Source organism: Escherichia sp. WS568 (assembly GCF_046486085.1).
In the GTDB taxonomy this organism is placed as follows: Bacteria; Pseudomonadota; Gammaproteobacteria; order Enterobacterales; family Enterobacteriaceae; genus Escherichia; species Escherichia coli.
Genome location: NZ_JBJQMC010000009.1, coordinates 56,909 through 80,250 on the forward strand (window position 1 = coordinate 56,909; position 23,342 = coordinate 80,250).

The 23,342-nt window shown below is 53.0% G+C and carries 20 protein-coding genes; 15 read left to right on the forward strand and 5 right to left on the reverse strand.

Annotation, left to right across the window (positions count from 1 at the left end; all coding sequences use genetic code 11):
• Nucleotides 1-80 precede the first annotated feature (80 nt).
• Together hcaR and ACJHWR_RS12185 are read left to right on the forward strand one after the other, a co-directional pair.
• Nucleotides 81-971 carry a DNA-binding transcriptional regulator HcaR gene (gene hcaR, locus ACJHWR_RS12180; protein WP_000423250.1) on the forward strand — a complete coding sequence of 297 codons (891 nt, stop codon included), beginning with the start codon at nt 81-83 and terminating at the stop codon, nt 969-971.
• A 159-nt stretch (nt 972-1,130) separates the two neighbouring features.
• A complete protein-coding gene (locus ACJHWR_RS12185; protein ID WP_000244188.1) occupies nt 1,131-2,270 on the forward strand; it encodes a 3-phenylpropionate MFS transporter in 1,140 nt (379 codons plus the stop codon).
• Here ACJHWR_RS12185 and csiE read toward each other — a convergent pair.
• The 3 genes from csiE to suhB all read right to left on the reverse strand — a co-directional run bounded on the left by csiE (nt 2,262) and on the right by suhB (nt 5,535).
• Nucleotides 2,262-3,542 (reverse strand): stationary phase inducible protein CsiE, encoded by a 1,281-nt coding sequence (gene csiE / locus ACJHWR_RS12190; protein WP_000983022.1) that lies wholly within the window; start codon nt 3,540-3,542, stop codon nt 2,262-2,264. The two genes, ACJHWR_RS12185 and csiE, sit on opposite strands and share 9 nt — an antisense overlap.
• A 190-nt stretch (nt 3,543-3,732) precedes the next feature.
• Nucleotides 3,733-4,587 carry an alpha/beta hydrolase gene (locus ACJHWR_RS12195; RefSeq protein WP_233336598.1) on the reverse strand — a complete coding sequence of 285 codons (855 nt, stop codon included), beginning with the start codon at nt 4,585-4,587 and terminating at the stop codon, nt 3,733-3,735.
• Nucleotides 4,588-4,731: 144 nt separating this feature from the next.
• Nucleotides 4,732-5,535 carry an inositol-1-monophosphatase gene (gene suhB / locus ACJHWR_RS12200; protein WP_000553451.1) on the reverse strand — a complete coding sequence of 268 codons (804 nt, stop codon included), beginning with the start codon at nt 5,533-5,535 and terminating at the stop codon, nt 4,732-4,734.
• 118 nt (nt 5,536-5,653) lie between these two features.
• Here suhB and trmJ point away from each other — a divergent pair, with 118 nt between their 5' ends.
• The 11 genes from trmJ to sseB all read left to right on the forward strand — a co-directional run bounded on the left by trmJ (nt 5,654) and on the right by sseB (nt 14,520).
• Nucleotides 5,654-6,394 carry a tRNA (cytosine(32)/uridine(32)-2'-O)-methyltransferase TrmJ gene (gene trmJ, locus ACJHWR_RS12205; protein WP_000940019.1) on the forward strand — a complete coding sequence of 247 codons (741 nt, stop codon included), beginning with the start codon at nt 5,654-5,656 and terminating at the stop codon, nt 6,392-6,394.
• A 270-nt stretch (nt 6,395-6,664) separates the two neighbouring features.
• Complete coding sequence (gene iscR, locus ACJHWR_RS12210) at nt 6,665-7,153, forward strand: Fe-S cluster assembly transcriptional regulator IscR (RefSeq protein WP_001241357.1); 489 nt, start codon at nt 6,665-6,667, stop codon at nt 7,151-7,153.
• Between the two features lie 111 nt (nt 7,154-7,264).
• Nucleotides 7,265-8,479, forward strand: a complete 1,215-nt coding sequence (gene iscS, locus ACJHWR_RS12215; protein ID WP_001295373.1) for a cysteine desulfurase — start codon at nt 7,265-7,267, stop codon at nt 8,477-8,479.
• A gap of 27 nt (nt 8,480-8,506) precedes the next feature.
• Complete coding sequence (iscU, locus tag ACJHWR_RS12220) at nt 8,507-8,893, forward strand: Fe-S cluster assembly scaffold IscU (RefSeq protein ID WP_000331707.1); 387 nt, start codon at nt 8,507-8,509, stop codon at nt 8,891-8,893.
• 16 nt (nt 8,894-8,909) lie between these two features.
• Nucleotides 8,910-9,233, forward strand: a complete 324-nt coding sequence (iscA, locus tag ACJHWR_RS12225; RefSeq protein WP_000028953.1) for an iron-sulfur cluster assembly protein IscA — start codon at nt 8,910-8,912, stop codon at nt 9,231-9,233.
• Nucleotides 9,234-9,328: 95 nt separating this feature from the next.
• Nucleotides 9,329-9,844, forward strand: a complete 516-nt coding sequence (hscB, locus tag ACJHWR_RS12230; RefSeq protein ID WP_000384408.1) for a co-chaperone HscB — start codon at nt 9,329-9,331, stop codon at nt 9,842-9,844.
• A gap of 16 nt (nt 9,845-9,860) precedes the next feature.
• Nucleotides 9,861-11,711, forward strand: coding sequence for a Fe-S protein assembly chaperone HscA (gene hscA, locus ACJHWR_RS12235; protein ID WP_001196609.1), 1,851 nt, complete (start codon nt 9,861-9,863; stop codon nt 11,709-11,711).
• A gap of 1 nt (nt 11,712) precedes the next feature.
• Nucleotides 11,713-12,048, forward strand: coding sequence for an ISC system 2Fe-2S type ferredoxin (fdx, locus tag ACJHWR_RS12240; RefSeq protein ID WP_001124469.1), 336 nt, complete (start codon nt 11,713-11,715; stop codon nt 12,046-12,048).
• Nucleotides 12,049-12,059: 11 nt separating this feature from the next.
• Nucleotides 12,060-12,260, forward strand: coding sequence for a Fe-S cluster assembly protein IscX (iscX, locus tag ACJHWR_RS12245; RefSeq protein WP_000523611.1), 201 nt, complete (start codon nt 12,060-12,062; stop codon nt 12,258-12,260).
• Between the two features lie 58 nt (nt 12,261-12,318).
• A complete protein-coding gene (gene pepB, locus ACJHWR_RS12250) occupies nt 12,319-13,602 on the forward strand; it encodes an aminopeptidase PepB (RefSeq protein WP_000133588.1) in 1,284 nt (427 codons plus the stop codon).
• 141 nt (nt 13,603-13,743) lie between these two features.
• Entirely contained in the window at nt 13,744-14,520 is a 777-nt protein-coding gene (sseB, locus tag ACJHWR_RS12255; protein ID WP_012311892.1) for an enhanced serine sensitivity protein SseB, read from the forward strand.
• A gap of 31 nt (nt 14,521-14,551) precedes the next feature.
• Here sseB and timP read toward each other — a convergent pair whose 3' ends face one another.
• Together timP and sseA are read right to left on the reverse strand one after the other, a co-directional pair.
• A complete protein-coding gene (timP, locus tag ACJHWR_RS12260; protein WP_004974226.1) occupies nt 14,552-14,677 on the reverse strand; it encodes a small toxic inner membrane protein TimP in 126 nt (41 codons plus the stop codon).
• Nucleotides 14,678-15,016: 339 nt separating this feature from the next.
• A complete protein-coding gene (gene sseA, locus ACJHWR_RS12265) occupies nt 15,017-15,862 on the reverse strand; it encodes a 3-mercaptopyruvate sulfurtransferase (protein WP_000108610.1) in 846 nt (281 codons plus the stop codon).
• 206 nt (nt 15,863-16,068) lie between these two features.
• On the opposite strand from sseA, the gene yfhM reads away from it, so the two are divergent.
• Nucleotides 16,069-21,027, forward strand: coding sequence for an alpha2-macroglobulin (yfhM, locus tag ACJHWR_RS12270; protein WP_000736183.1), 4,959 nt, complete (start codon nt 16,069-16,071; stop codon nt 21,025-21,027).
• A complete protein-coding gene (pbpC, locus tag ACJHWR_RS12275; RefSeq protein ID WP_001137706.1) occupies nt 21,028-23,340 on the forward strand; it encodes a peptidoglycan glycosyltransferase PbpC in 2,313 nt (770 codons plus the stop codon). It begins immediately after the preceding gene.
• The last annotated feature ends 2 nt before the right edge of the window (nt 23,341-23,342 follow it).

The window sequence follows — 23,342 nt, forward strand, 5'->3', positions numbered from 1 at the left end:
ATGTTGCTGGTTGGTTGCTGATATGTGAAATAGTTAATTTCTACCAGCTGAGACGTTTTTTCGATAACAAGGGGAAGGTGATGGAACTACGGCATTTACGCTATTTCGTCGCAGTGGCGCAGGCACTGAACTTTACCCGTGCGGCGGAAAAACTGCATACCTCACAGCCTTCGTTAAGCAGCCAGATCCGCGATCTTGAAAACTGTGTCGGTGTTCCGTTACTGGTGAGGGATAAGCGCAAAGTCGCGTTGACGGCGGCGGGAGAATGTTTTCTCCAGGACGCGCTGGCAATCCTCGAACAAGCGGAAAATGCCAAATTACGGGCGCGGAAAATTGTTCAGGAAGACAGACAATTAACCATTGGCTTTGTGCCATCGGCGGAAGTGAATTTACTGCCAAAAGTATTACCGATGTTTCGTCTCAGACAGCCAGACACCTTAATTGAGCTGGTGAGTTTAATCACCACGGAACAGGAAGAAAAAATTCGCCGTGGTGAACTCGACGTCGGCTTAATGCGCCATCCCGTTTATAGCCCGGAGATTGATTATCTGGAGCTTTTTGACGAACCATTAGTGGTGGTGTTACCGGTTGATCACCCTTTAGCACATGAAAAAGAGATCACTGCCGCGCAACTGGATGGCGTGAATTTCGTCAGTACTGATCCAGCGTATTCCGGTTCGCTTGCGCCGATCGTTAAAGCGTGGTTTGCGCAAGAAAACAGCCAGCCAAATATCGTCCAGGTGGCAACGAATATTCTGGTGACCATGAATCTGGTGGGGATGGGGCTGGGCGTCACTTTGATACCCGGTTATATGAATAATTTTAATACCGGCCAGGTGGTATTTCGACCCATTGCCGGAAATGTGCCTGCCATTGCTTTACTGATGGCGTGGAAGAAAGGGGAGATGAAGCCGGCATTACGCGATTTCATCGCCATTGTGCAGGAACGTTTGGCAAGCGTAACGGCATAATTACGCATTATTTTTGCAACATGCGTCGCGGATCGCAGTTTTTTAGTGCTTGTGAACTGGTGTTACAGACATCGGGAAGCAGGCTCGAATATTCTTATTTTTCAACTTGCACCAACATTCGATTAACCCCAGACTAACGCCTCCTGACGGGAGGGACTCATGGTTTTGCAATCCACGCGCTGGTTGGCGCTCGGCTATTTCACATACTTTTTTAGTTACGGCATTTTTCTACCTTTCTGGAGCGTCTGGCTTAAAGGTATTGGTTTAACGCCAGAAACCATCGGCCTGTTATTGGGGGCGGGTCTGGTTGCCCGTTTCCTCGGGAGTTTGCTCATCGCGCCCCGCGTCAGCGATCCTTCCCGCCTGATTTCCGCCTTGCGCGTGCTGGCACTGCTGACACTTCTCTTTGCTGTCGCCTTCTGGGCGGGGGCGCACGTAGCGTGGCTGATGCTGGTGATGATTGGCTTTAACCTCTTTTTCTCACCGCTGGTACCGTTGACCGATGCACTGGCGAATACGTGGCAAAAGCAGTTCCCGCTTGATTACGGCAAAGTGAGACTGTGGGGCTCGGTAGCGTTTGTCATTGGCTCGGCGCTGACGGGCAAACTGGTCAGTATGTTTGATTATCGGGTGATCCTCGCGCTGTTGACGTTGGGCGTGGCATCCATGCTGCTCGGCTTTCTCATCCGTCCGACGATTCAGCCACAAGGGGCAAGCCGCCAGCAGGAGAGCACCGGTTGGTCTGCGTGGTTGGCGTTGGTTCGCCAGAACTGGCGCTTTCTGGCCTGCGTTTGTTTATTGCAGGGGGCACATGCGGCCTATTACGGTTTTAGCGCCATTTACTGGCAGGCAGCTGGCTACTCGGCCTCGGCGGTGGGCTATTTGTGGTCGCTGGGCGTGGTGGCAGAAGTCATTATCTTTGCGCTGAGTAATAAGCTTTTCCGCCGTTGTAGCGCCCGTGATATGTTGCTGATCTCGGCAGTATGTGGGGTATTGCGTTGGGGAATTATGGGGGCAACCACTGAGCTACTGTGGTTGATTATGGTGCAAATTTTGCATTGCGGCACCTTCACCGTGTGCCATCTGGCCGCTATGCGCTACATTGCTGCTCGCCAGGGTAGCGAAGTCATCCGTTTACAGGCGGTTTACTCTGCCGTCGCGATGGGCGGCAGTATCGCCATCATGACCGTTTTCGCCGGTTTCCTGTATCAATATCTCGGCCACGGCGTGTTCTGGGTGATGGCGCTGGTGGCGCTTCCGGCAATGTTTTTGCGCCCGAAAGTTGTTCCCTCATGCTGATTCGAGCATTTTGCGGATCTGCTCCTGTTGATGTGTTGTCAACGTCAGGTCCGTATAGATCAGCGGTGGTGAAAAGAGCGGTAACGGCATGGTATAAGGAGCAATAATCAGTGCCGCGCCGCGCGGAGCGCCTGTCTGCAAAAATGCCTTTACCGACATATGTTTAATGTTGAGCGGCAGTAACGTTAGTTCGCGTAGCTGCTGCTCAATCTGCGCTTCTCGCTCGCTATCATTCCCGGTCAGTAGAATAATCTGTTTCTCATGCAGGTCGTTTTCCTGCATTAGCCAGGCACCGAAAATCACCGCGACCAGACCGCTTTCCTCATCAGAAAGATGGACGCCGTATTCACTTTCAAATCCGGCCAGCGCCGCGCGGGTGGTGCGCACCAGGCGTGGATACAGGCGGGCGAACTCTTCCGGCAGGGTGTTATCAATACCGATGGCAAACAAACTGCGATTTAACGCCTGGGCGAGGTGGGTATAAAGCTGATCGCACAACCCCTGTTCATCATAAAAACGAACATTTCCCAGCTCACGAAAATGGTTTACCAGACGTTTGATAGACTGACGCAGTTGTCTGTCCCGCTGATGCGCATCCCGCAGTGGATCGGGAACCCGCAACATGGAAAAAAGTAATGCCATGAACAGTGGCTCATCAGGCGGTACAGGCTGGAGCGCCCGACGCTGCCAGTGGCGTCCAATTTCCTGCGCTACCTGAAATTCAAGGCAGGATTCCGCCCAGCGACGTTGGAGCGGATTAAACTGAGGCGTAATTCCAGCGTGGTGTTGCAGCAAACAATATTGCAGATACAGACACAGGAAATGAATATCGCGCGTTTCAAAGCGTTTTTGCAGCCGTCGGGAGCAGAGATTCACTAACGCTTGTAGATTGGTATCGTCGTAAAAGTTACGCGCAATTCCGCGCCGCTTCAGTTCACTCTTCAGGGCGGGGGTGAAATGGCTGGTAATAAATGACGGACACAGACGGAAACCACGTCGTAGCCAGTGAAATAAACACAAACGTTGGTTAAGCACTGTACCTTCAACCCGGTAGCTACCGTCATAACCAGTAGTCAGTGTGAGTTGATGATAGCGCAGGATCTCCCGTCCTGTTTCGCTGATATCAAGACTGGCAATATCATCATCCACACCATTAAGCTCGCTGAAAGTTGCCGTGGTGGCGGTCAACCCCGGCTGAAAGAGTGTCAGCAAGATCTGGCAGCGGCGCTGGGGAGCCGAAAGGACAGATGGTGGAGCAAGCGTAGGCATCATCTGTAGATCTCCCATAAGCATAATTGATAAGAATAGCTAAAGTTTGCTCAGGGAAATGGCGAAGGGAATGCTAATCATCAGAAATGTTGGCAAGCGTCACAGAATTTTTCTCATCTTAAACTGTTCTGACCAGTGGATTAGCATGTCTTAAGGTGGTTTTGTGAATGATTATCGTGCTAGCGATCATGGGTTAGTTCTGCGGATTCAACGCGCTAAGGATAAAATCCACCATCTGTTCGCGATAAACATCGCCGTGACGATCAGAAAAAGCATCAATGTGTTCGCCATCCGGGATTAGGATCAACCGTTTTGGCTCTTTTGCCAGGCTATACAACTTTTCGCTGTGCTGCCATGGGATAACGTGATCAGCTTTACCGTGAATGAGTAAAAGCGGGATCGGGCTGACGCTGGCGATGTAATTTTCGCCGCTGTAACTCTCATCAAGTAAGTAGCCACTGCCGGGGATCATCTGGTTGGCGATGGTCGCATAAGAGGCAAATGTGGAGTCGAGGATCACCGCACGTATGCCTTCACGATCACCCTGACCAATAACATCAAGAATATTCGCCCCGCCAATACTCTGCCCGAACAGCACCAGCCGTTGTGGGTTTACATCACTGCGATGGCGCGCCACATTGATGGCACTTTGCGTATCGTCTAATAACCCTGCCTGAGAAGGTTTTCCTTTTGATTTACCAAACCCGCGATAATCAAACATAAAAACGTTGAAATTACGCTCGGGTAACCAACTGACCAGCGGCCAGTGGGCGGACATATTTCCGGCATTGCCGTGAGCATGAATAATGGTAGCAATGGCGTTATCAGCAGGGCCCGTCGAAGAAGGAATAAACCAGCCTTGCAGACGAGTACCGTCCTTAGCCGTAAATTCGACGGATTCCGCCGGCCAGGGGTCGGGACCGTATATTTTATCGTCAGGATAATAGAAGAAGTTGATGGCGACGCGCGGCACTAAATAAACGCAGAAGGCAACAACAAAGAGAATAAACAGAATTTTGAGAACGCGTTTGTTCACTGGCAGCGCCATAACCTTTCCTTGCGACTTCTTTATCATCCATTAATCGGGGAAAGATGGTGGGAGAGTGACGAAAGAAAGTAAAGCGGTGAGGAAGTATTTCGGAATAGCGCCTGAAAGGCGAGGGCGGGTGAGTGACATCACCCGCCAGAGTCATTAACGCTTCAGGGCGTCGCTTAACTCGTCACGCATATTCGCCAGCATGGCTTTCACAACGCGCGGGTTACCAGCAACGATGTTACCGGTCAGCATATAGTTATGACCACCGGTGAAGTCGCTGACGATGCCGCCCGCTTCACGAACCAGCAGCTCGCCTGCCGCGAAATCCCACGGGCGCAGACCGATTTCAAAGAAACCGTCAACACGACCCGCAGCGACGTAAGCCAGATCCAGCGCCGCAGAACCGGTACGACGGAAGTCTGCACATTCGTTGAACAGTTTGCCGACGATGTTGATGTAGGTAGTGGCGTACTGTTTTGCTTTGAACGGGAAGCCGGTCGCCAGAATAGTACCGTCGAGATCGCGAGCGGTGCTGCCGCGCAGACGGTAGCCGTTCAGCTGTGCGCCCTGACCGCGAGTGGCGGTGAACAGTTCGTTACGCATAGGATCGTATACCACAGCAACTTCGGTGCGGCCTTTGATACGAACGGCGATAGATACCGCGAAGTGCGGCAGACGTTTGATAAAGTTGGTAGTGCCATCCAGTGGATCGATAACCCATTGAACATCCTGATCGGTACCTTCAAGTTCACCGCTTTCTTCGGTGATGATGGTGTGCTGTGGGTAAGATTTACGAATCGTGTCGATAATCACCGCTTCGGCAGCTTTATCTACGTTGGTCACGAAATCGTTACTGCCTTTCTGGCTCGCTTCTACAGCGTCCGGGGTTTCATAGTTTTTGGCAATTAAATTACCCGCCTTGCGCGCTGCGCGCACGGCGATGTTCAGCATCGGATGCATCGGTCTCTCTCACTGGATGTTAAAGAACGGGAAAACGGCGCAGAGTATAGCAGCGAGATCGGCATCTGTCTTCGTTTTATGATAAGATGCGCGAATAATCTTTAGACGAAGAAAGACAATGCTGCAAAATATTCGAATTGTGCTGGTGGAGACGTCACACACCGGCAATATGGGTTCTGTTGCCCGTGCCATGAAAACAATGGGATTAACCAATCTGTGGCTGGTTAATCCACTGGTGAAACCTGACTCCCAGGCGATTGCCCTGGCAGCAGGGGCCAGCGATGTGATTGGTAATGCTCACATCGTCGATACGCTCGACGAAGCGTTGGCTGGTTGTAGCCTGGTGGTGGGCACCAGCGCACGTTCCCGCACGCTGCCGTGGCCGATGCTCGACCCGCGCGAATGCGGTCTGAAAAGCGTCGCTGAAGCGGCAAATACCCCGGTGGCGCTGGTTTTTGGTCGTGAGCGTGTTGGCTTGACCAATGAAGAGTTGCAGAAATGCCATTATCATGTCGCGATTGCCGCGAACCCGGAATACAGTTCGCTGAACCTGGCGATGGCGGTTCAGGTTATTGCCTATGAAGTGCGCATGGCCTGGCTGGCAACTCAGGAAAATGGCGAGCAGGTCGAGCATGAAGAGACGCCGTATCCGCTGGTCGATGATCTGGAGCGTTTTTATGGTCATCTGGAGCAAACGCTGCTGGCAACCGGTTTTATCCGTGAAAACCATCCGGGGCAGGTGATGAATAAATTGCGCCGTCTGTTTACCCGTGCACGCCCGGAAAGCCAGGAATTGAATATCCTGCGCGGGATTCTGGCTTCTATTGAGCAGCAGAATAAAGGTAACAAGGCCGAATAACAGTGGTTGCCTGATGTGATGCTTAACGCGTCTTATCAGGCTTGTAAGTGCACGGAATCCCAGGTCGGATAAGGTGTTCACACCGCATCCGACAACAGGTACAAACGCCACGATAAAAAAATGGCACTGAAGGTTAAATACCCGACTAAATCAGTCAAGTAAATAGTTGACCAATTTACTCGGGAATGTCAGACTTGACCCTGCTATGCAATACCCCCACTTTTACAATAAAAAACCCCGGGCAGGGGCGAGTTTGAGGTGAAGTAAGACATGAGACTGACATCTAAAGGGCGCTATGCCGTGACCGCAATGCTTGACGTTGCGCTCAACTCTGAAGCGGGCCCGGTACCGTTGGCTGATATTTCCGAACGTCAGGGAATTTCCCTTTCTTATCTGGAACAACTGTTTTCCCGTCTGCGTAAAAATGGTCTGGTTTCCAGCGTACGTGGACCAGGCGGTGGTTATCTGTTAGGCAAAGATGCCAGCAGCATCGCCGTTGGCGAAGTGATTAGCGCCGTTGACGAATCTGTAGATGCCACCCGTTGTCAGGGTAAAGGCGGCTGCCAGGGCGGCGATAAATGCCTGACCCACGCGCTGTGGCGTGATTTGAGCGACCGTCTTACCGGTTTTCTCAATAACATTACTTTAGGCGAACTGGTTAATAACCAGGAAGTGCTGGATGTGTCTGGTCGTCAGCATACTCACGACGCGCCACGCACCCGCACACAAGACGCGATCGACGTTAAGTTACGCGCTTAATAAAAAGAATTCAGAATCAGGCCGGAGTGCTAAACACTCCGTAAACACGGTCGTACATCCAGCCGGTAGCCTGGTTCCTTGCATTGAGTGATGTACGGAGTTTATAGAGCAATGAAATTACCGATTTATCTCGACTACTCCGCAACCACGCCGGTGGACCCGCGTGTTGCCGAGAAAATGATGCAGTTTATGACGATGGACGGAACCTTTGGTAACCCGGCCTCCCGTTCTCACCGTTTCGGCTGGCAGGCTGAAGAAGCGGTTGATATCGCCCGTAATCAGATTGCAGATCTGGTCGGCGCTGACCCGCGTGAAATCGTCTTTACCTCTGGTGCAACCGAATCTGACAACCTGGCGATCAAAGGTGCAGCCAACTTTTATCAGAAAAAAGGCAAGCACATCATCACCAGCAAAACCGAACACAAAGCGGTACTGGATACCTGCCGTCAGCTGGAGCGCGAAGGTTTCGAAGTCACCTACCTGGCACCGCAGCGTAACGGCATTATCGACCTGAAAGAACTTGAAGCAGCGATGCGTGACGACACCATCCTCGTTTCTATCATGCACGTGAATAACGAAATCGGCGTGGTGCAGGATATCGCGGCTATCGGCGAAATGTGCCGTGCTCGCGGCATTATCTATCACGTTGATGCAACCCAGAGCGTGGGCAAACTGCCTATCGACCTGAGCCAGTTGAAAGTTGACCTGATGTCATTCTCCGGTCACAAAATCTATGGCCCGAAAGGTATCGGTGCGCTGTATGTGCGTCGTAAACCGCGCGTACGCATCGAAGCGCAAATGCACGGTGGCGGTCACGAGCGCGGTATGCGTTCCGGCACTCTGCCTGTTCACCAGATCGTTGGTATGGGCGAAGCCTATCGCATCGCAAAAGAAGAGATGGCGACCGAGATGGAACGTCTGCGCGGCCTGCGTAACCGTCTGTGGAACGGCATCAAAGATATCGAAGAAGTTTACCTGAACGGTGACCTGGAACACGGTGCGCCGAACATTCTCAACGTCAGCTTCAACTACGTTGAAGGTGAGTCGCTGATTATGGCGCTGAAAGACCTCGCGGTTTCTTCAGGTTCCGCCTGTACGTCAGCAAGCCTCGAACCGTCCTACGTGCTGCGCGCGCTGGGGCTGAACGACGAGCTGGCACATAGCTCTATCCGTTTCTCTTTAGGTCGTTTTACTACTGAAGAAGAGATCGACTACACCATCGAGTTAGTTCGTAAATCCATCGGTCGTCTGCGTGACCTTTCTCCGCTGTGGGAAATGTACAAGCAGGGCGTGGATCTGAACAGCATCGAATGGGCACATCATTAATCGGTATCGGAATCAGGAGAATTTATAATGGCTTACAGCGAAAAAGTTATCGACCATTACGAGAATCCGCGTAACGTGGGTTCTTTTGACAACAACGACGAGAACGTCGGCAGCGGCATGGTGGGTGCACCGGCCTGTGGCGACGTGATGAAGTTGCAGATTAAAGTCAACGATGAAGGTATCATTGAAGACGCGCGTTTTAAAACTTACGGCTGCGGTTCTGCTATCGCTTCCAGCTCCCTGGTCACCGAATGGGTGAAAGGGAAGTCTCTCGACGAAGCGCAGGCGATCAAAAACACCGATATTGCTGAAGAACTTGAACTGCCGCCAGTGAAAATTCACTGTTCTATTCTGGCAGAAGACGCGATCAAAGCCGCCATTGCGGACTATAAAAGCAAACGTGAAGCAAAATAAGAGTTGAGGTTTGGTTATGTCGATTACACTGAGCGACAGTGCAGCAGCGCGAGTAAATACCTTTCTGGCTAACCGTGGCAAAGGGTTTGGCCTGCGTCTGGGCGTGAGAACCTCCGGATGTTCAGGTATGGCTTATGTACTGGAATTTGTTGACGAACCGACGCCGGAAGACATCGTGTTTGAAGACAAAGGCGTGAAAGTCGTGGTCGATGGCAAAAGCCTGCAATTTCTGGACGGTACGCAGCTGGACTTCGTAAAAGAAGGCCTGAACGAAGGGTTTAAATTCACCAACCCGAACGTTAAAGATGAGTGTGGTTGCGGCGAAAGCTTCCACGTTTGATGCGCATACCGATAACCCCACCGTGGTCGCCTGCGCGTGGGGTTTGTTTTACCTGATTCGCCGTTATCGCGGCGGATCGCAGCCCTGAGAATGTTATGGATTACTTCACCCTCTTTGGCTTGCCTGCCCGTTATCAACTCGATACCCAGGCACTGAGCCTGCGTTTTCAGGATCTACAACGTCAGTATCATCCTGATAAATTCGCCAGCGGAAGCCAGGCGGAACAACTCGCCGCCGTACAGCAATCTGCAACCATTAACCAGGCCTGGCAAACGCTGCGTCATCCGTTAATGCGCGCGGAATATTTACTTTCTTTGCACGGTTTTGATCTCGCCTGCGAGCAGCATACTGTGCGCGACACCGCGTTCCTGATGGAACAGCTGGAACTGCGCGAAGAACTGGACGAGATCGAACAGGCGAAAGATGAAGCGCGGCTGGAAAGCTTTATCAAACGTGTGAAAAAGATGTTTGATACCCGCCATCAGTTGATGGTTGAACAGTTAGACAACGAGACGTGGGACGCGGCGGCGGATACCGTGCGTAAGCTGCGTTTTCTCGATAAACTGCGAAGCAGTGCCGAACAACTCGAAGAAAAACTGCTCGATTTTTAATTTCTGGAAGCTAAACATGGCCTTATTACAAATTAGTGAACCTGGTTTGAGTGCTGCGCCGCATCAGCGTCGTCTGGCGGCCGGTATCGACCTGGGCACAACCAACTCGCTGGTGGCGACAGTGCGCAGCGGTCAGGCCGAAACGTTAGCCGACCATGAAGGCCGTCACCTGCTGCCATCTGTTGTTCACTATCAACAGCAAGGGCATTCGGTGGGTTATGACGCGCGTACTAATGCAGCGCTCGATACCGCCAACACCATTAGTTCTGTTAAACGTCTGATGGGGCGCTCGCTGGCTGATATCCAGCAACGCTATCCGCATCTGCCTTATCAATTCCAGGCCAGCGAAAACGGCCTGCCGATGATTGAAACGGCGGCGGGGCTGCTGAACCCAGTGCGCGTTTCTGCGGACATCCTCAAAGCACTGGCGGCGCGGGCAACTGAAGCCCTGGCAGGCGAGCTGGATGGTGTCGTTATCACCGTTCCGGCGTACTTTGACGATGCCCAGCGTCAGGGCACCAAAGACGCGGCGCGTCTGGCGGGGTTGCATGTTCTGCGCTTACTTAACGAACCGACCGCTGCGGCTATTGCCTACGGGCTGGATTCCGGTCAGGAAGGCGTGATCGCTGTTTATGACCTCGGCGGCGGTACGTTTGATATTTCCATTCTGCGCTTAAGTCGCGGCGTGTTTGAAGTGCTGGCAACCGGCGGTGATTCCGCGCTCGGCGGCGATGATTTCGACCATCTGCTGGCGGATTACATTCGCGAGCAGGCGGGCATTCCTGATCGTAGCGATAACCGCGTTCAGCGTGAACTGCTGGATGCCGCCATTGCAGCCAAAATCGCGCTGAGTGATGCGGACTCCGTGACCGTTAACGTTGCGGGCTGGCAGGGCGAAATCAGCCGTGAACAATTCAATGAACTGATCGCGCCACTGGTAAAACGAACCTTACTGGCTTGTCGTCGCGCGCTGAAAGATGCGGGCGTAGAAGCTGATGAAGTGCTGGAAGTGGTGATGGTGGGCGGTTCTACTCGCGTGCCGCTGGTGCGTGAACGGGTAGGCGAATTTTTCGGTCGTCCACCGTTGACTTCCATCGACCCGGATAAAGTCGTCGCTATTGGCGCGGCGATTCAGGCGGATATTTTGGTGGGTAACAAGCCGGACAGCGAAATGCTGCTGCTTGATGTGATCCCGCTGTCGCTGGGCCTCGAGACCATGGGCGGCCTGGTGGAGAAAGTGATCCCGCGTAATACCACGATTCCGGTAGCCCGCGCCCAGGATTTCACCACCTTTAAAGATGGTCAGACGGCGATGTCTATCCATGTAATGCAGGGTGAGCGCGAACTGGTGCAGGACTGCCGCTCGCTGGCGCGTTTTGCGCTGCGAGGTATTCCGGCGCTACCGGCTGGCGGCGCGCATATTCGCGTGACGTTCCAGGTCGATGCCGACGGTCTTTTGAGCGTGACGGCGATGGAGAAATCCACCGGCGTTGAGGCGTCTATCCAGGTCAAACCGTCTTACGGTCTGACCGATAGCGAAATCGCTTCGATGATCAAAGACTCAATGAGCTATGCCGAGCAGGACGTAAAAGCCCGTATGCTGGCAGAACAAAAAGTAGAAGCGGCGCGTGTGCTGGAAAGTCTGCACGGCGCGCTGGCTGCTGATGCCGCGCTGTTAAGCGCCGCAGAACGTCAGGATATCGACGATGCTGCCGCTCACCTGAGTGAAGTGGCGCAGGGCGATGATGTTGACGCCATCGAACAAGCGATTAAAAACGTAGACAAACAAACCCAGGATTTCGCCGCTCGCCGCATGGACCAGTCGGTTCGTCGTGCGCTGAAAGGCCATTCCGTGGACGAGGTTTAATATGCCAAAGATTGTTATTTTGCCTCATCAGGATCTCTGTCCTGATGGCGCTGTTCTGGAAGCTAATAGCGGTGAAACCATTCTCGACGCAGCTCTGCGTAACGGTATCGAGATTGAACACGCCTGTGAAAAATCCTGTGCTTGCACCACCTGCCACTGCATCGTTCGCGAAGGTTTTGACTCGCTGCCGGAAAGCTCAGAGCAGGAAGACGACATGCTGGACAAAGCCTGGGGGCTGGAGCCGGAAAGCCGTTTAAGCTGCCAGGCGCGCGTTACCGACGAAGATTTAGTGGTCGAAATCCCGCGTTACACTATCAACCATGCGCGTGAGCATTAACAGAGGTTAGTATGGGACTTAAGTGGACCGATAGCCGCGAAATTGGCGAAGCACTGTACGATGCGTATCCCGATATTGATCCGAAAATGGTTCGATTCACCGATATGCATCAGTGGATTTGCGCTCTGGAAGATTTCGACGACGACCCGCAGGCATCGAATGAGAAAATCCTCGAAGCGATTTTGTTGGTCTGGCTGGACGAAGCCGAGTGAATGAACGGGCTGCCTGAGGGTAGCCCGTTTTGCTGTTAAACGAATAAGGATAACTAAAATGACAGAAGCGATGAAAATTACCCTCTCTACCCAACCTGCCGATGCGCGCTGGGGAGAAAAAGCAACTTACAGCATTAATAATGATGGCATTACCCTGCACTTGAACGGAGCGGACGATCTGGGGCTGATCCAGCGTGCGGCGCGCAAGATTGACGGTCTGGGCATCAAACATGTTCAGCTAAGCGGTGAAGGCTGGGATGCGGATCGTTGCTGGGCATTCTGGCAAGGTTACAAAGCCCCGAAAGGCACGCGTAAAGTGGAGTGGCCGGATCTGGACGATGTCCAGCGCCAGGAACTGGATAACCGCCTGATGATCATCGACTGGGTGCGTGACACCATTAACGCACCGGCGGAAGAGCTGGGGCCATCGCAACTGGCACAGCGTGCTGTTGATCTGATCAGCAATGTCGCGGGCGATCGTGTGACTTACCGGATCACCAAAGGCGAAGATCTGCGTGATCAAGGTTATATGGGGCTGCACACGGTCGGACGCGGTTCAGAACGTTCTCCGGTATTGCTGGCGCTGGATTACAACCCGACTGGCGATAAAGAAGCGCCAGTGTACGCGTGCCTGGTAGGTAAAGGTATCACTTTTGACTCCGGCGGCTACAGCATCAAACAGACCGCATTTATGGACTCGATGAAGTCGGACATGGGCGGCGCGGCAACGGTTACCGGGGCGCTGGCGTTTGCCATTACGCGCGGACTGAACAAGCGCGTGAAGCTGTTCCTCTGCTGTGCGGATAACCTGATCAGCGGCAACGCGTTCAAACTGGGCGATATTATTACCTATCGCAACGGTAAAAAAGTTGAAGTGATGAACACTGATGCGGAAGGGCGTCTGGTGCTGGCCGATGGCCTGATTGATGCCAGTGCGCAGAAACCGGAACTGATCATTGATGCGGCGACCCTCACCGGGGCGGCGAAAACTGCGCTGGGTAATGATTATCACGCGCTGTTCAGTTTTGACGATGCGCTTGCCGGTCGCTTGCTGGCGAGTGCCGCGCAGGAGAATGAACCGTTCTGGCGTCTGCCGCTGGCGGAGTTCCACCGCAGCCAGCTGCCGTCTAACTTTGCCGAACTGAACAATACCGGAAGCGCGGCGTACCCGGCAGGCGCGAGCACGGCGGCGGGCTTCCTGTCGCACTTTGTTGAGAACTATCAGCAAGGCTGGCTGCATATCGACTGCTCGGCGACTTACCGTAAAGCGCCGGTTGAACAGTGGTCTGCGGGTGCTACGGGACTTGGTGTGCGCACGATTGCTAATCTGTTAACGGCGTAAACTAATATGCCGGATGCGGCGTAAACGCCTTATCCGGACTACAAATTGCGAAAATCCAATAGATTGCGACTCCCTTGTAGGCCTGATAAGCGTGGCGCATCAGGCACTTGTGCCCCGAACGTTGAATGAATTGTGGTTCTTATGTCCGAAACAAAAAATGAACTTGAAGACCTGCTGGAAAAAGCAGCAACCGAACCGGCGCACCGCCCGGCCTTTTTCCGTACTCTACTGGAATCCACCGTCTGGGTGCCGGGTACGGCGGCGCAGGGCGAGGCTGTGGTTGAAGATAGCGCGCTTGATTTACAGCACTGGGAAAAAGAAGACGGCACCAGCGTCATTCCTTTTTTTACCTCGTTAGAAGCACTTCAACAGGCGGTTGAAGACGAACAGGCATTTGTCGTAATGCCCGTTCGCACATTGTTTGAGATGACCCTTGGCGAAACGCTCTTCCTTAATGCCAAACTGCCAACCGGTAAAGAATTTATGCCGCGTGAAATCAGTTTGTTGATTGGTGAAGAAGGAAATCCGCTGAGCAGCCAGGAAGTACTGGAGGGCGGTGAATCGCTGATATTATCGGAAGTCGCAGAGCCACCAGCACAAATGATTGATTCTCTCACCACCTTATTTAAAACTATTAAGCCGGTGAAGCGTGCTTTTATTTGTTCAATTAAAGAGAACGAAGAGGCACAGCCTAATTTACTTATTGGCATTGAAGCCGATGGTGATATCGAAGAAATTATTCAGGCGGCGGGAAGTGTAGCGACCGATACAATACCTGGCGATGAACCCATCGATATTTGTCAGGTGAAAAAAGGGGAAAAAGGAATTAGCCACTTTATTACCGAACATATTGTGCCATTCTATGAACGTCGCTGGGGTGGTTTTTTGCGTGACTTTAAACAGAACCGGATAATCTAAAATATGCCGCCCCAAAGGGCGGCATTCGGGCTTACCTGCTGTTCTGAAGGTTGTTAACCACCAATAAATTGTTACCGGAGAGACTCCGGTTATTATTTACCTCGGTTAACAGCGCACCAGAAACAATAAGTACGATACAAAAGCACCGTATCTTCATTGTGCGGTCCATGCGAAGACCGCATCACGACAGCACCACTGGCGATATTGCCGCGATAGCAAGCGCTGTGAAACACCTGCATTTACGGCCATGGAACATCCTTTCCTTAAGCCAGCGCCCGTTTGCGAGACGGCGGAAAGGGCCGGTGTCGATAATACGCTAAATAAACAATGATTACTCTCTTTCGCTTGACAAAAAGAGAGTTACTGGCGAGTATTGCTTTGCTGTGAAGCACCTGCGTTGCTCATGCAACACAAGCCAATCTGCTGGAAAGGCCGCGAACCAGACCAGCAATAAAAAACCGCCAAATTCGGCGGTTTTTTATTGCCTGTTAAAAGCTTATTTCTCTGGCTCAACCGGTAAATCTGCTCGTGCGCCCCATTCACTCCATGCGCCGTCGTACAGTTTCACGTTTGGCACATCAAGTGTCGCGAGTGCCAACAAAACCACGGCTGCCGTTACACCAGAGCCGCAGCTGACGATAATCGGTTTGTCATAGCTGACGCCGCGACCAAAAAATATCGCATCCAGTTCATCGGTCGTTTTTAGTTCGCCTTCGCGCACCAGTTCCGTCCACGGAACGTTCAATGCACCGGGAATATGTCCGCGACGTAAACCTGGGCGAGGTTCATCAACTTCTGCGTTAAAACGTGCAGCCGGGCGGGCATCAATAATTTGCGCCGTATTTTCATGGCTTGCCAATAACACATCGGTGACTTTCACCACGGCTTCAGGATTAAACGTGGCGTTAAACTCTCCTTCCGGCAGCTCTACTGCACCTTCTTCTAACAGCAGATCATCGCGCTGCCAGCCTGCAAGTCCACCCCCCAGAATCGACACTTTCTCTACACCAAAGGTGCGCAGCATCCACCATGCTCGTGGGGCTGAGAAAAGATTACCTTCGTCATAGATAATCAGGTGCTTATCCTGGTTAACGCCTAATTCACGCATCGCCACGGCGAACGTTTCCGGGCGCGGCAGCATGTGCGGAAGCGGGGAAGTGTGATCAGAAAGCGCTTCGATATCAAAAAACACTGCGCCGGGAATATGTCCATTCAGATACTCCTGAGCAACGTTACGATCTTCCTGTCCAGGCGACGCCATGCGGGCATCGATAATCTGAATTTCCGGGTCATCAATATGTTCGGCGAGCCAGTCGGCTCCTACAAACCATGTCGTGGACATAGGCATCTCCATTTTTGCCGGGGTTAGGCTAAATTGTCGGATGTTTAGTGAAAAGCGACAAGCAAAAGAGGCTGATTTGGCTGTCTGAGCCACAATTCTCACTAAAATTCGGATTGTATGGGCGTGATACTGAATTACATAACGTAAATTCTCACGCATAATAATTATTCGACGTTGCTAACGGGCCATTGTGGCAGGGATGAAAAATGAAAAAGTTACGCTTAGCCGCCTGCATGCTAATGCTGGCGCTGGCAGGGTGCGACAACAACGATAACGCGCCAACAGCGGTGAAAAAAGATGCACCTTCTGAAGTTACTAAAGCGGCATCTTCAGAAAACGCGAGTTCAGCAAAACTCTCTGCACCGGAGCGACAGAAACTGGCCCAACAGAGTGCCGGTAAGGCGCTGACATTGCTGGATCTCTCTGAAGTCCAACTTGATGGCGCAGCCACGCTGGTGCTGACCTTCTCTATCCCTCTCGACCCGGATCAGGATTTCTCGCGCGTTATTCACGTCGTTGATAAAAAAAGCGGCAAAGTGGATGGGGCCTGGGAGCTGTCAGATAATCTTAAAGAGCTGCGTTTACGCCACCTCGAGCCGAAACGTGATTTGATCGTTACTATTGGCAAGGAGGTCAAGGCACTCAACAACGCAACCTTCAGTAAAGATTACGAAAAAACTATAACTACCCGCGATATCCAGCCCAGCGTCGGTTTTGCCAGCCGTGGTTCGCTGCTGCCTGGAAAAGTCATTGAAGGGCTGCCGGTAATGGCGCTCAATGTTAACAATGTCGATGTTAACTTCTTCCGTGTTAAGCCAGAATCTCTGCCAGCATTTATTAGCCAATGGGAATACCGCAATTCGCTGGCGAACTGGCAGTCAGATAAACTGCTGCAGATGGCGGATCTGGTCTACACCGGACGGTTTGATCTCAATCCTGCGCGTAACACCCGTGAAAAATTATTGCTGCCGCTGGGCGATATCAAACCGCTTCAGCAGGCGGGCGTGTATCTGGCTGTGATGAATCAGGCTGGACGTTACGATTACAGTAATCCCGCGACGCTGTTTACGTTAAGTGATATTGGCGTTTCAGCTCACCGTTATCACAATCGTCTGGATATCTTTACCCAAAGTCTGGAAAACGGCGCGGCCCAGCAAGGAATTGAAGTCTCTTTATTAAATGAGAAAGGGCAGACTCTGACTCAGGCAACCAGTGACGCTCAGGGGCATGTGCAGCTGGAAAATGATAAAAACGCGGCATTACTGCTGGCGCGTAAAAACGGTCAGACAACGCTGCTCGATTTAAAACTCCCGGCGCTGGACTTAGCGGAATTTAACATTGCTGGCGCGCCGGGCTATAGCAAACAGTTTTTCATGTTTGGCCCGCGCGATCTTTATCGCCCGGGTGAAACGGTCATCCTCAATGGTTTGCTGCGTGATGCAGACGGTAAAGCATTGCCCGATCAACCCATCAAGTTAGACGTGATTAAACCCGACGGGCAGGTACTCAGGAGCGTCGTTAGTCAGCCGGAGAATGGCCTCTACCACTTTACCTGGCCACTCGATAGCAATGCGGCAACCGGTATGTGGCATATTCGCGCTAACACGGGCGATAACCAGTATCGGATGTGGGATTTCCACGTCGAAGATTTTATGCCAGAGCGTATGGCGCTGAATCTGACCGGTGAGAAAACCCCGCTAACGCCGAAAGATGAAGTGAAATTCTCCGTGGTGGGGTACTACCTGTATGGTGCACCTGCTAATGGTAATACTTTGCAAGGGCAACTTTTCCTGCGCCCACTGCGTGAAGCTGTGTCAGCCTTACCTGGTTTTGAATTCGGCGATATAGCTGCCGAAAATCTTTCCCGCACGCTGGATGAAGTTCAGTTGACGCTGGATGATAAAGGGCGTGGCGAAGTTTCCACTGAAAGCCAGTGGAAGGAAACGCATTCCCCATTACAGGTTATTTTCCAGGGGAGTTTGTTGGAATCGGGCGGTCGCCCGGTGACGCGCCGCGCTGAGCAGGCTATCTGGCCTGCCGATGCATTGCCGGGGATCCGTCCGCAGTTCGCCTCGAAATCGGTTTACGATTATCGCACTGACAGCACGGTGAAACAGCCCATTGTTGATGAAGGCAGTAACGCCGCTTTTGACATCGTTTATAGCGATGCGCAAGGCGTAAAAAAAGCCGTGTCGGGCTTGCAGGTGCGCCTGATTCGCGAACGCCGCGATTACTACTGGAACTGGTCAGAAGATGAAGGCTGGCAGTCACAGTTTGATCAAAAAGATCTGATTGAAAATGAACAAACTCTGGATCTGAAAGCGGACGAAACCGGCAAGGTCAGTTTCCCGGTAGAGTGGGGCGCTTATCGTCTGGAAGTCAAAGCGCCGAATGAAGCGGTCAGTAGTGTGCGTTTCTGGGCTGGCTATAGCTGGCAGGACAACAGCGACGGGAGCGGTGCCGTGCGACCCGACCGTGTCACGCTGAAACTGGATAAAGCCAGTTATCGCCCTGGCGATACCATTAAGTTGCATATTGCCGCGCCAACGGCGGGTAAAGGTTATGCGATGGTCGAGTCCAGTGAAGGGCCGCTGTGGTGGCAAGAGATTGATGTTCCGGCTCAAGGGCTGGATCTGACGATTCCGGTAAATAAAACCTGGAATCGTCATGATCTTTATTTGAGTACGCTGGTGGTGCGTCCTGGCGATAAATCTCGCTCCGCGACGCCAAAACGCGCGGTTGGGGTGTTGCATCTGCCGCTTGGTGATGAAAACCGTCGCCTCGATCTGGCGCTGGAAACCCCCACCAAAATGCGCCCCAATCAGCCATTAACCGTGAAAATTAAAGCCAGCACTAAAAATGGTGAGATGCCAAAACAGGTGAATGTGCTGGTGTCTGCCGTTGATAGCGGTGTGCTGAATATTACTGATTACGTCACGCCAGATCCGTGGCAGGCGTTCTTTGGTCAGAAACGCTATGGCGCAGACATTTACGATATTTACGGTCAGGTTATTGAAGGTCAGGGGCGTCTGGCAGCTCTGCGTTTCGGTGGCGATGGTGATGAGCTGAAACGTGGTGGTAAACCGCCGGTCAATCACGTCAATATTGTCGCGCAGCAGGCGCTGCCGGTAACGCTCAACGAACAGGGCGAAGGCTCGGTTACACTGCCAATTGGCGATTTTAATGGTGAGTTACGAGTCATGGCGCAGGCCTGGACAGCAGATGATTTCGGTAGCAACGAAAGCAAAGTGGTTGTTGCCGCACCGGTGATAGCAGAACTGAACATGCCGCGCTTTATGGCCAGCGGTGACACCTCACGTCTGACGCTGGATATCACTAATCTTACCGATAAACCGCAAAAACTGAACGTTGCCCTGACCGCCAGTGGTTTGCTTGAACTGGTCAGCGATTCACCCGCAGCCGTTGAATTAGCGCCAGGTGTGCGTACTACGCTGTTTATCCCGGTGCGAGCATTGCCGGGTTATGGTGATGGTGAAATTCAGGCCACCATTAGCGGGTTAGCGTTACCCGGGGAAACCGTTGCCGATCAGCATAAACAGTGGAAAATCGGCGTCCGTCCGGCGTTCCCGGCACAAACGGTCAATTACGGTACGGCGTTGCAGCCTGGTGAGACATGGGCGATTCCGGCGGATGGATTGCAAAACTTCTCGCCTGTTACGCTGGAAGGGCAATTGTTGTTGAGCGGCAAACCACCGCTGAACATCGCAAGTTATATCAAAGAGTTAAAAGCGTATCCGTACGGCTGTCTTGAGCAAACCGCCAGCGGCCTGTTCCCGTCACTTTATACCAACGCAGCCCAACTGCAGGCGTTGGGCATCAAAGGCGACAGTGATGAGAAACGCCGTGCATCGGTCGATATCGGCATTTCCCGTTTGCTGCAAATGCAACGTGATAACGGCGGCTTTGCGCTGTGGGATAAAAACGGTGACGAAGAGTACTGGCTGACGGCTTACGTGATGGATTTCCTGGTCCGCGCAGGTGAGCAGGGTTACAGCGTGCCGACAGACGCCATTAACCGGGGAAATGAGCGTCTGCTGCGCTATTTACAAGATCCGGGCATGATGTCGATCCCGTACGCGGATAATCTCAAAGCCAGTAAATTCGCCGTACAGTCTTACGCTGCGCTGGTGCTGGCCCGTCAGCAAAAAGCTCCACTGGGTGCGCTGCGTGAAATCTGGGAGCATCGTGCAGATGCCGCTTCTGGTTTACCGCTGCTGCAACTTGGCGTTGCGCTGAAAACCATGGGTGATGCGACGCGTGGTGAAGAAGCAATTGCGCTGGCGCTGAAAACGCCGCGTAATGATGAGCGGAAATGGCTGGGTGATTACGGTAGCCCACTGCGCGACAACGCGTTAATGCTCTCCTTGCTGGAAGAAAATAAACTGCTACCCGATGAGCAGAACACTTTGCTGAATACGCTTTCGCAGCAGGCGTTTGGTGAACGCTGGCTATCGACGCAGGAAAGTAACGCGTTGTTCCTGGCTGCCCGTACGGTTCAGGATTTACCGGGTAAATGGCAGGCGCAAACCTCTTTCTCAGCTGAGCCGCTGACAGGCGAGAAAGCGCAAACCAGCAATCTGAATAGCGATCAACTTGCCACCTTGCAGGTGACCAACAGTGGCGATCAGCCGTTATGGCTGCGTGTGGATGCCAGCGGTTATCCGCAATCCGCACCTTTACCGGCGAACAATGTGCTGCAAATCGAGCGTCATATTCTTGGTACTGATGGTAAGAGCAAATCGCTGGACTCGTTACGTAGCGGCGATCTGGTGCTGGTGTGGTTGCAGGTTAAAGCCAGTAACAGCGTGCCGGATGCGTTGGTCGTGGATCTGCTGCCAGCGGGTCTGGAACTGGAAAACCAGAATCTGGCGAACGGTAGCGCCAGCCTGGAGCAAAGTGGTGGCGAAGTGCAGAACTTACTGAACCAGATGCAGCAGGCGAGTATTAAGCACATTGAGTTCCGTGACGATCGCTTTGTGGCGGCGGTTGCCGTTGATGAATACCAACCGGTAACGCTGGTGTATCTGGCGCGGGCGGTGACGCCGGGAACGTATCAGGTACCGCAACCGATGGTGGAATCAATGTATGTTCCCCAATGGCGGGCGACCGGCGCGGCTGAAGATTTGCTAATTGTCAGACCGTAAATGCCTCGCTTGTTAACCAAACGCGGCTGCTGGATAACGCTGGCAGCTGCGCCATTTCTCCTTTTTCTTGCAGCGTGGGGAGCAGATAAACTCTGGCCTCTACCGCTGCATGAAGTCAATCCCGCACGAGTGGTTGTGGCGCAGGATGGGACGCCGCTCTGGCGCTTTGCCGATGCGGAAGGCATCTGGCGTTATCCGGTAACAATCGAAGATGTTTCTCCACGTTACCTTGAAGCGCTGATCAATTATGAAGATCGCTGGTTCTGGAAGCATCCGGGGGTGAATCCATTCTCGGTGGCGCGCGCAGCATGGCAAGATCTCACTTCGGGAAGGGTTATTTCCGGTGGCAGCACGCTCACTATGCAGGTTGCTCGTCTGCTTGATCCTCACCCCAAAACATTTGGCGGCAAAATTCGCCAGCTCTGGCGCGCGTTGCAACTGGAGTGGCATCTGTCTAAGCGTGAAATTCTGACCTTGTATCTTAACCGCGCTCCGTTTGGCGGTACGTTGCAGGGGATCGGTGCGGCAAGTTGGGCTTATCTCGGAAAATCGCCTGCGAATTTAAGCTATTCCGAGGCGGCAATGCTGGCGGTGTTGCCGCAAGCGCCCAGCCGACTGCGCCCGGATCGCTGGCCGGAACGTGCCGAAGCCGCGCGTAATAAAGTGCTCGAAAGGATGGCCGTGCAAGGTGTGTGGTCCCGTGAGCAGGTAAAAGAGTCAAGGGAAGAACCCATCTGGCTGGCACCCCGACAAATGCCGCAACTGGCACCGCTGTTTTCGCGCATGATGCTCGGTAAAAGCAAAAGCGACAAAATCGTTACGACGCTGGATGCCGGTCTTCAACGACGTCTGGAAGAACTGGCGCAAAACTGGAAAGGACGATTACCACCGCGCAGCTCACTGGCGATGATCGTGGTTGATCATACCGATATGCGTGTTCGCGGCTGGGTGGGTTCGGTTGATCTCAACGATGATTCACGCTTTGGTCATGTTGATATGGTCAATGCGATCCGATCGCCAGGATCGGTGCTCAAACCGTTTGTTTATGGTCTGGCGCTGGATGAAGGCTTGATCCACCCGGCATCGCTGTTGCAAGACGTCCCCCGACGCACCGGTGATTACCGACCTGGCAACTTTGACAGCGGTTTTCATGGCCCGATCAGCATGAGTGAGGCGCTGGTGCGATCGCTGAACTTACCTGCTGTGCAGGTGCTGGAAGCCTATGGACCGAAACGGTTTGCGGCAAAGTTACGCAATGTTGGATTGCCGTTATATTTGCCCAACGGTGCTGCACCGAATCTTTCGCTCATTCTCGGCGGCGCTGGCGCAAAACTGGAAGATATGGCGGCAGCGTATACCGCGTTTGCTCGCCACGGCAAGGCAGGCAAATTGCGCTTACAGCCTGACGATCCGCTGCTTGAACGGCCTTTAATGTCGTCGGGGGCTGCGTGGATCATTCGCCGGATTATGGCTGATGAAGCGCAACCCTTGCCGGATGGTGCCTTGCCGCGCGTCGCCCCACTGGCATGGAAAACGGGCACCAGCTATGGCTATCGTGATGCCTGGGCGATTGGGGTTAACGCTCGCTATGTCATTGGGATCTGGACTGGCAGACCGGACGGCACGCCCGTTGTTGGTCAGTTTGGCTTTGCCAGCGCCGTACCATTGTTGAATCAGGTCAATAATATCTTACTGTCGCGCAGTGCGAATCTGCCGGAAGACCCACGTCCTGACTCTGTAAGTCGTGGCGTTATCTGCTGGCCGGGCGGACAGTCTTTGCCGGAAGGTGACAGTAACTGTCGCCGCCGCCTGGCAACCTGGCTGCTGGACGGGAGTCAGCCGCCAACTCTATTACTGCCGGAGCAGGAAGGCATTAATGGCATTCGTTTCCCCATCTGGCTGGATGAAAACGGCAAACGTGTTGCCGCTGATTGCCCTCAGGCGCGACAAGAAATGATAAATGTCTGGCCGCTACCGCTGGAACCCTGGCTGCCCGCATCAGAACGTCGCGCTGTGCGCTTGCCACCGGCCTCGACAATTTGCCCGCCATACGGTCACGATGCACAACTCCCGCTGCAGCTAACAGGTGTGCGCGATGGCGCGATTATTAAACGTTTACCGGGCGCAGCGGAAGCGACTTTGCCGTTACAATCAAGTGGAGGGGCAGGTGAACGCTGGTGGTTTCTGAACGGCGAACCGTTAACTGAACGTGGGCGCAACGTGACCCTGCATTTGACGGATAAAGGCGATTATCAATTGCTGGTGATGGATGAGGTGGGGCAAATAGCGACAGTGAAATTTGTCATGCAATAGTC

Coding starts and splice junctions, on each gene's coding strand:
- hcaR (WP_000423250.1), top strand. CDS start 81: ATGGAACTACGGCATTTACGCTATTTCGTCGCAGTGGCGCAGGCACTG.
- ACJHWR_RS12185 (WP_000244188.1), top strand. CDS start 1,131: ATGGTTTTGCAATCCACGCGCTGGTTGGCGCTCGGCTATTTCACATAC.
- csiE (WP_000983022.1), bottom strand. CDS start 3,542: ATGATGCCTACGCTTGCTCCACCATCTGTCCTTTCGGCTCCCCAGCGC.
- ACJHWR_RS12195 (WP_233336598.1), bottom strand. CDS start 4,587: ATGGCGCTGCCAGTGAACAAACGCGTTCTCAAAATTCTGTTTATTCTC.
- suhB (WP_000553451.1), bottom strand. CDS start 5,535: ATGCATCCGATGCTGAACATCGCCGTGCGCGCAGCGCGCAAGGCGGGT.
- trmJ (WP_000940019.1), top strand. CDS start 5,654: ATGCTGCAAAATATTCGAATTGTGCTGGTGGAGACGTCACACACCGGC.
- iscR (WP_001241357.1), top strand. CDS start 6,665: ATGAGACTGACATCTAAAGGGCGCTATGCCGTGACCGCAATGCTTGAC.
- iscS (WP_001295373.1), top strand. CDS start 7,265: ATGAAATTACCGATTTATCTCGACTACTCCGCAACCACGCCGGTGGAC.
- iscU (WP_000331707.1), top strand. CDS start 8,507: ATGGCTTACAGCGAAAAAGTTATCGACCATTACGAGAATCCGCGTAAC.
- iscA (WP_000028953.1), top strand. CDS start 8,910: ATGTCGATTACACTGAGCGACAGTGCAGCAGCGCGAGTAAATACCTTT.
- hscB (WP_000384408.1), top strand. CDS start 9,329: ATGGATTACTTCACCCTCTTTGGCTTGCCTGCCCGTTATCAACTCGAT.
- hscA (WP_001196609.1), top strand. CDS start 9,861: ATGGCCTTATTACAAATTAGTGAACCTGGTTTGAGTGCTGCGCCGCAT.
- fdx (WP_001124469.1), top strand. CDS start 11,713: ATGCCAAAGATTGTTATTTTGCCTCATCAGGATCTCTGTCCTGATGGC.
- iscX (WP_000523611.1), top strand. CDS start 12,060: ATGGGACTTAAGTGGACCGATAGCCGCGAAATTGGCGAAGCACTGTAC.
- pepB (WP_000133588.1), top strand. CDS start 12,319: ATGACAGAAGCGATGAAAATTACCCTCTCTACCCAACCTGCCGATGCG.
- sseB (WP_012311892.1), top strand. CDS start 13,744: ATGTCCGAAACAAAAAATGAACTTGAAGACCTGCTGGAAAAAGCAGCA.
- timP (WP_004974226.1), bottom strand. CDS start 14,677: ATGAAGATACGGTGCTTTTGTATCGTACTTATTGTTTCTGGTGCGCTG.
- sseA (WP_000108610.1), bottom strand. CDS start 15,862: ATGTCCACGACATGGTTTGTAGGAGCCGACTGGCTCGCCGAACATATT.
- yfhM (WP_000736183.1), top strand. CDS start 16,069: ATGAAAAAGTTACGCTTAGCCGCCTGCATGCTAATGCTGGCGCTGGCA.
- pbpC (WP_001137706.1), top strand. CDS start 21,028: ATGCCTCGCTTGTTAACCAAACGCGGCTGCTGGATAACGCTGGCAGCT.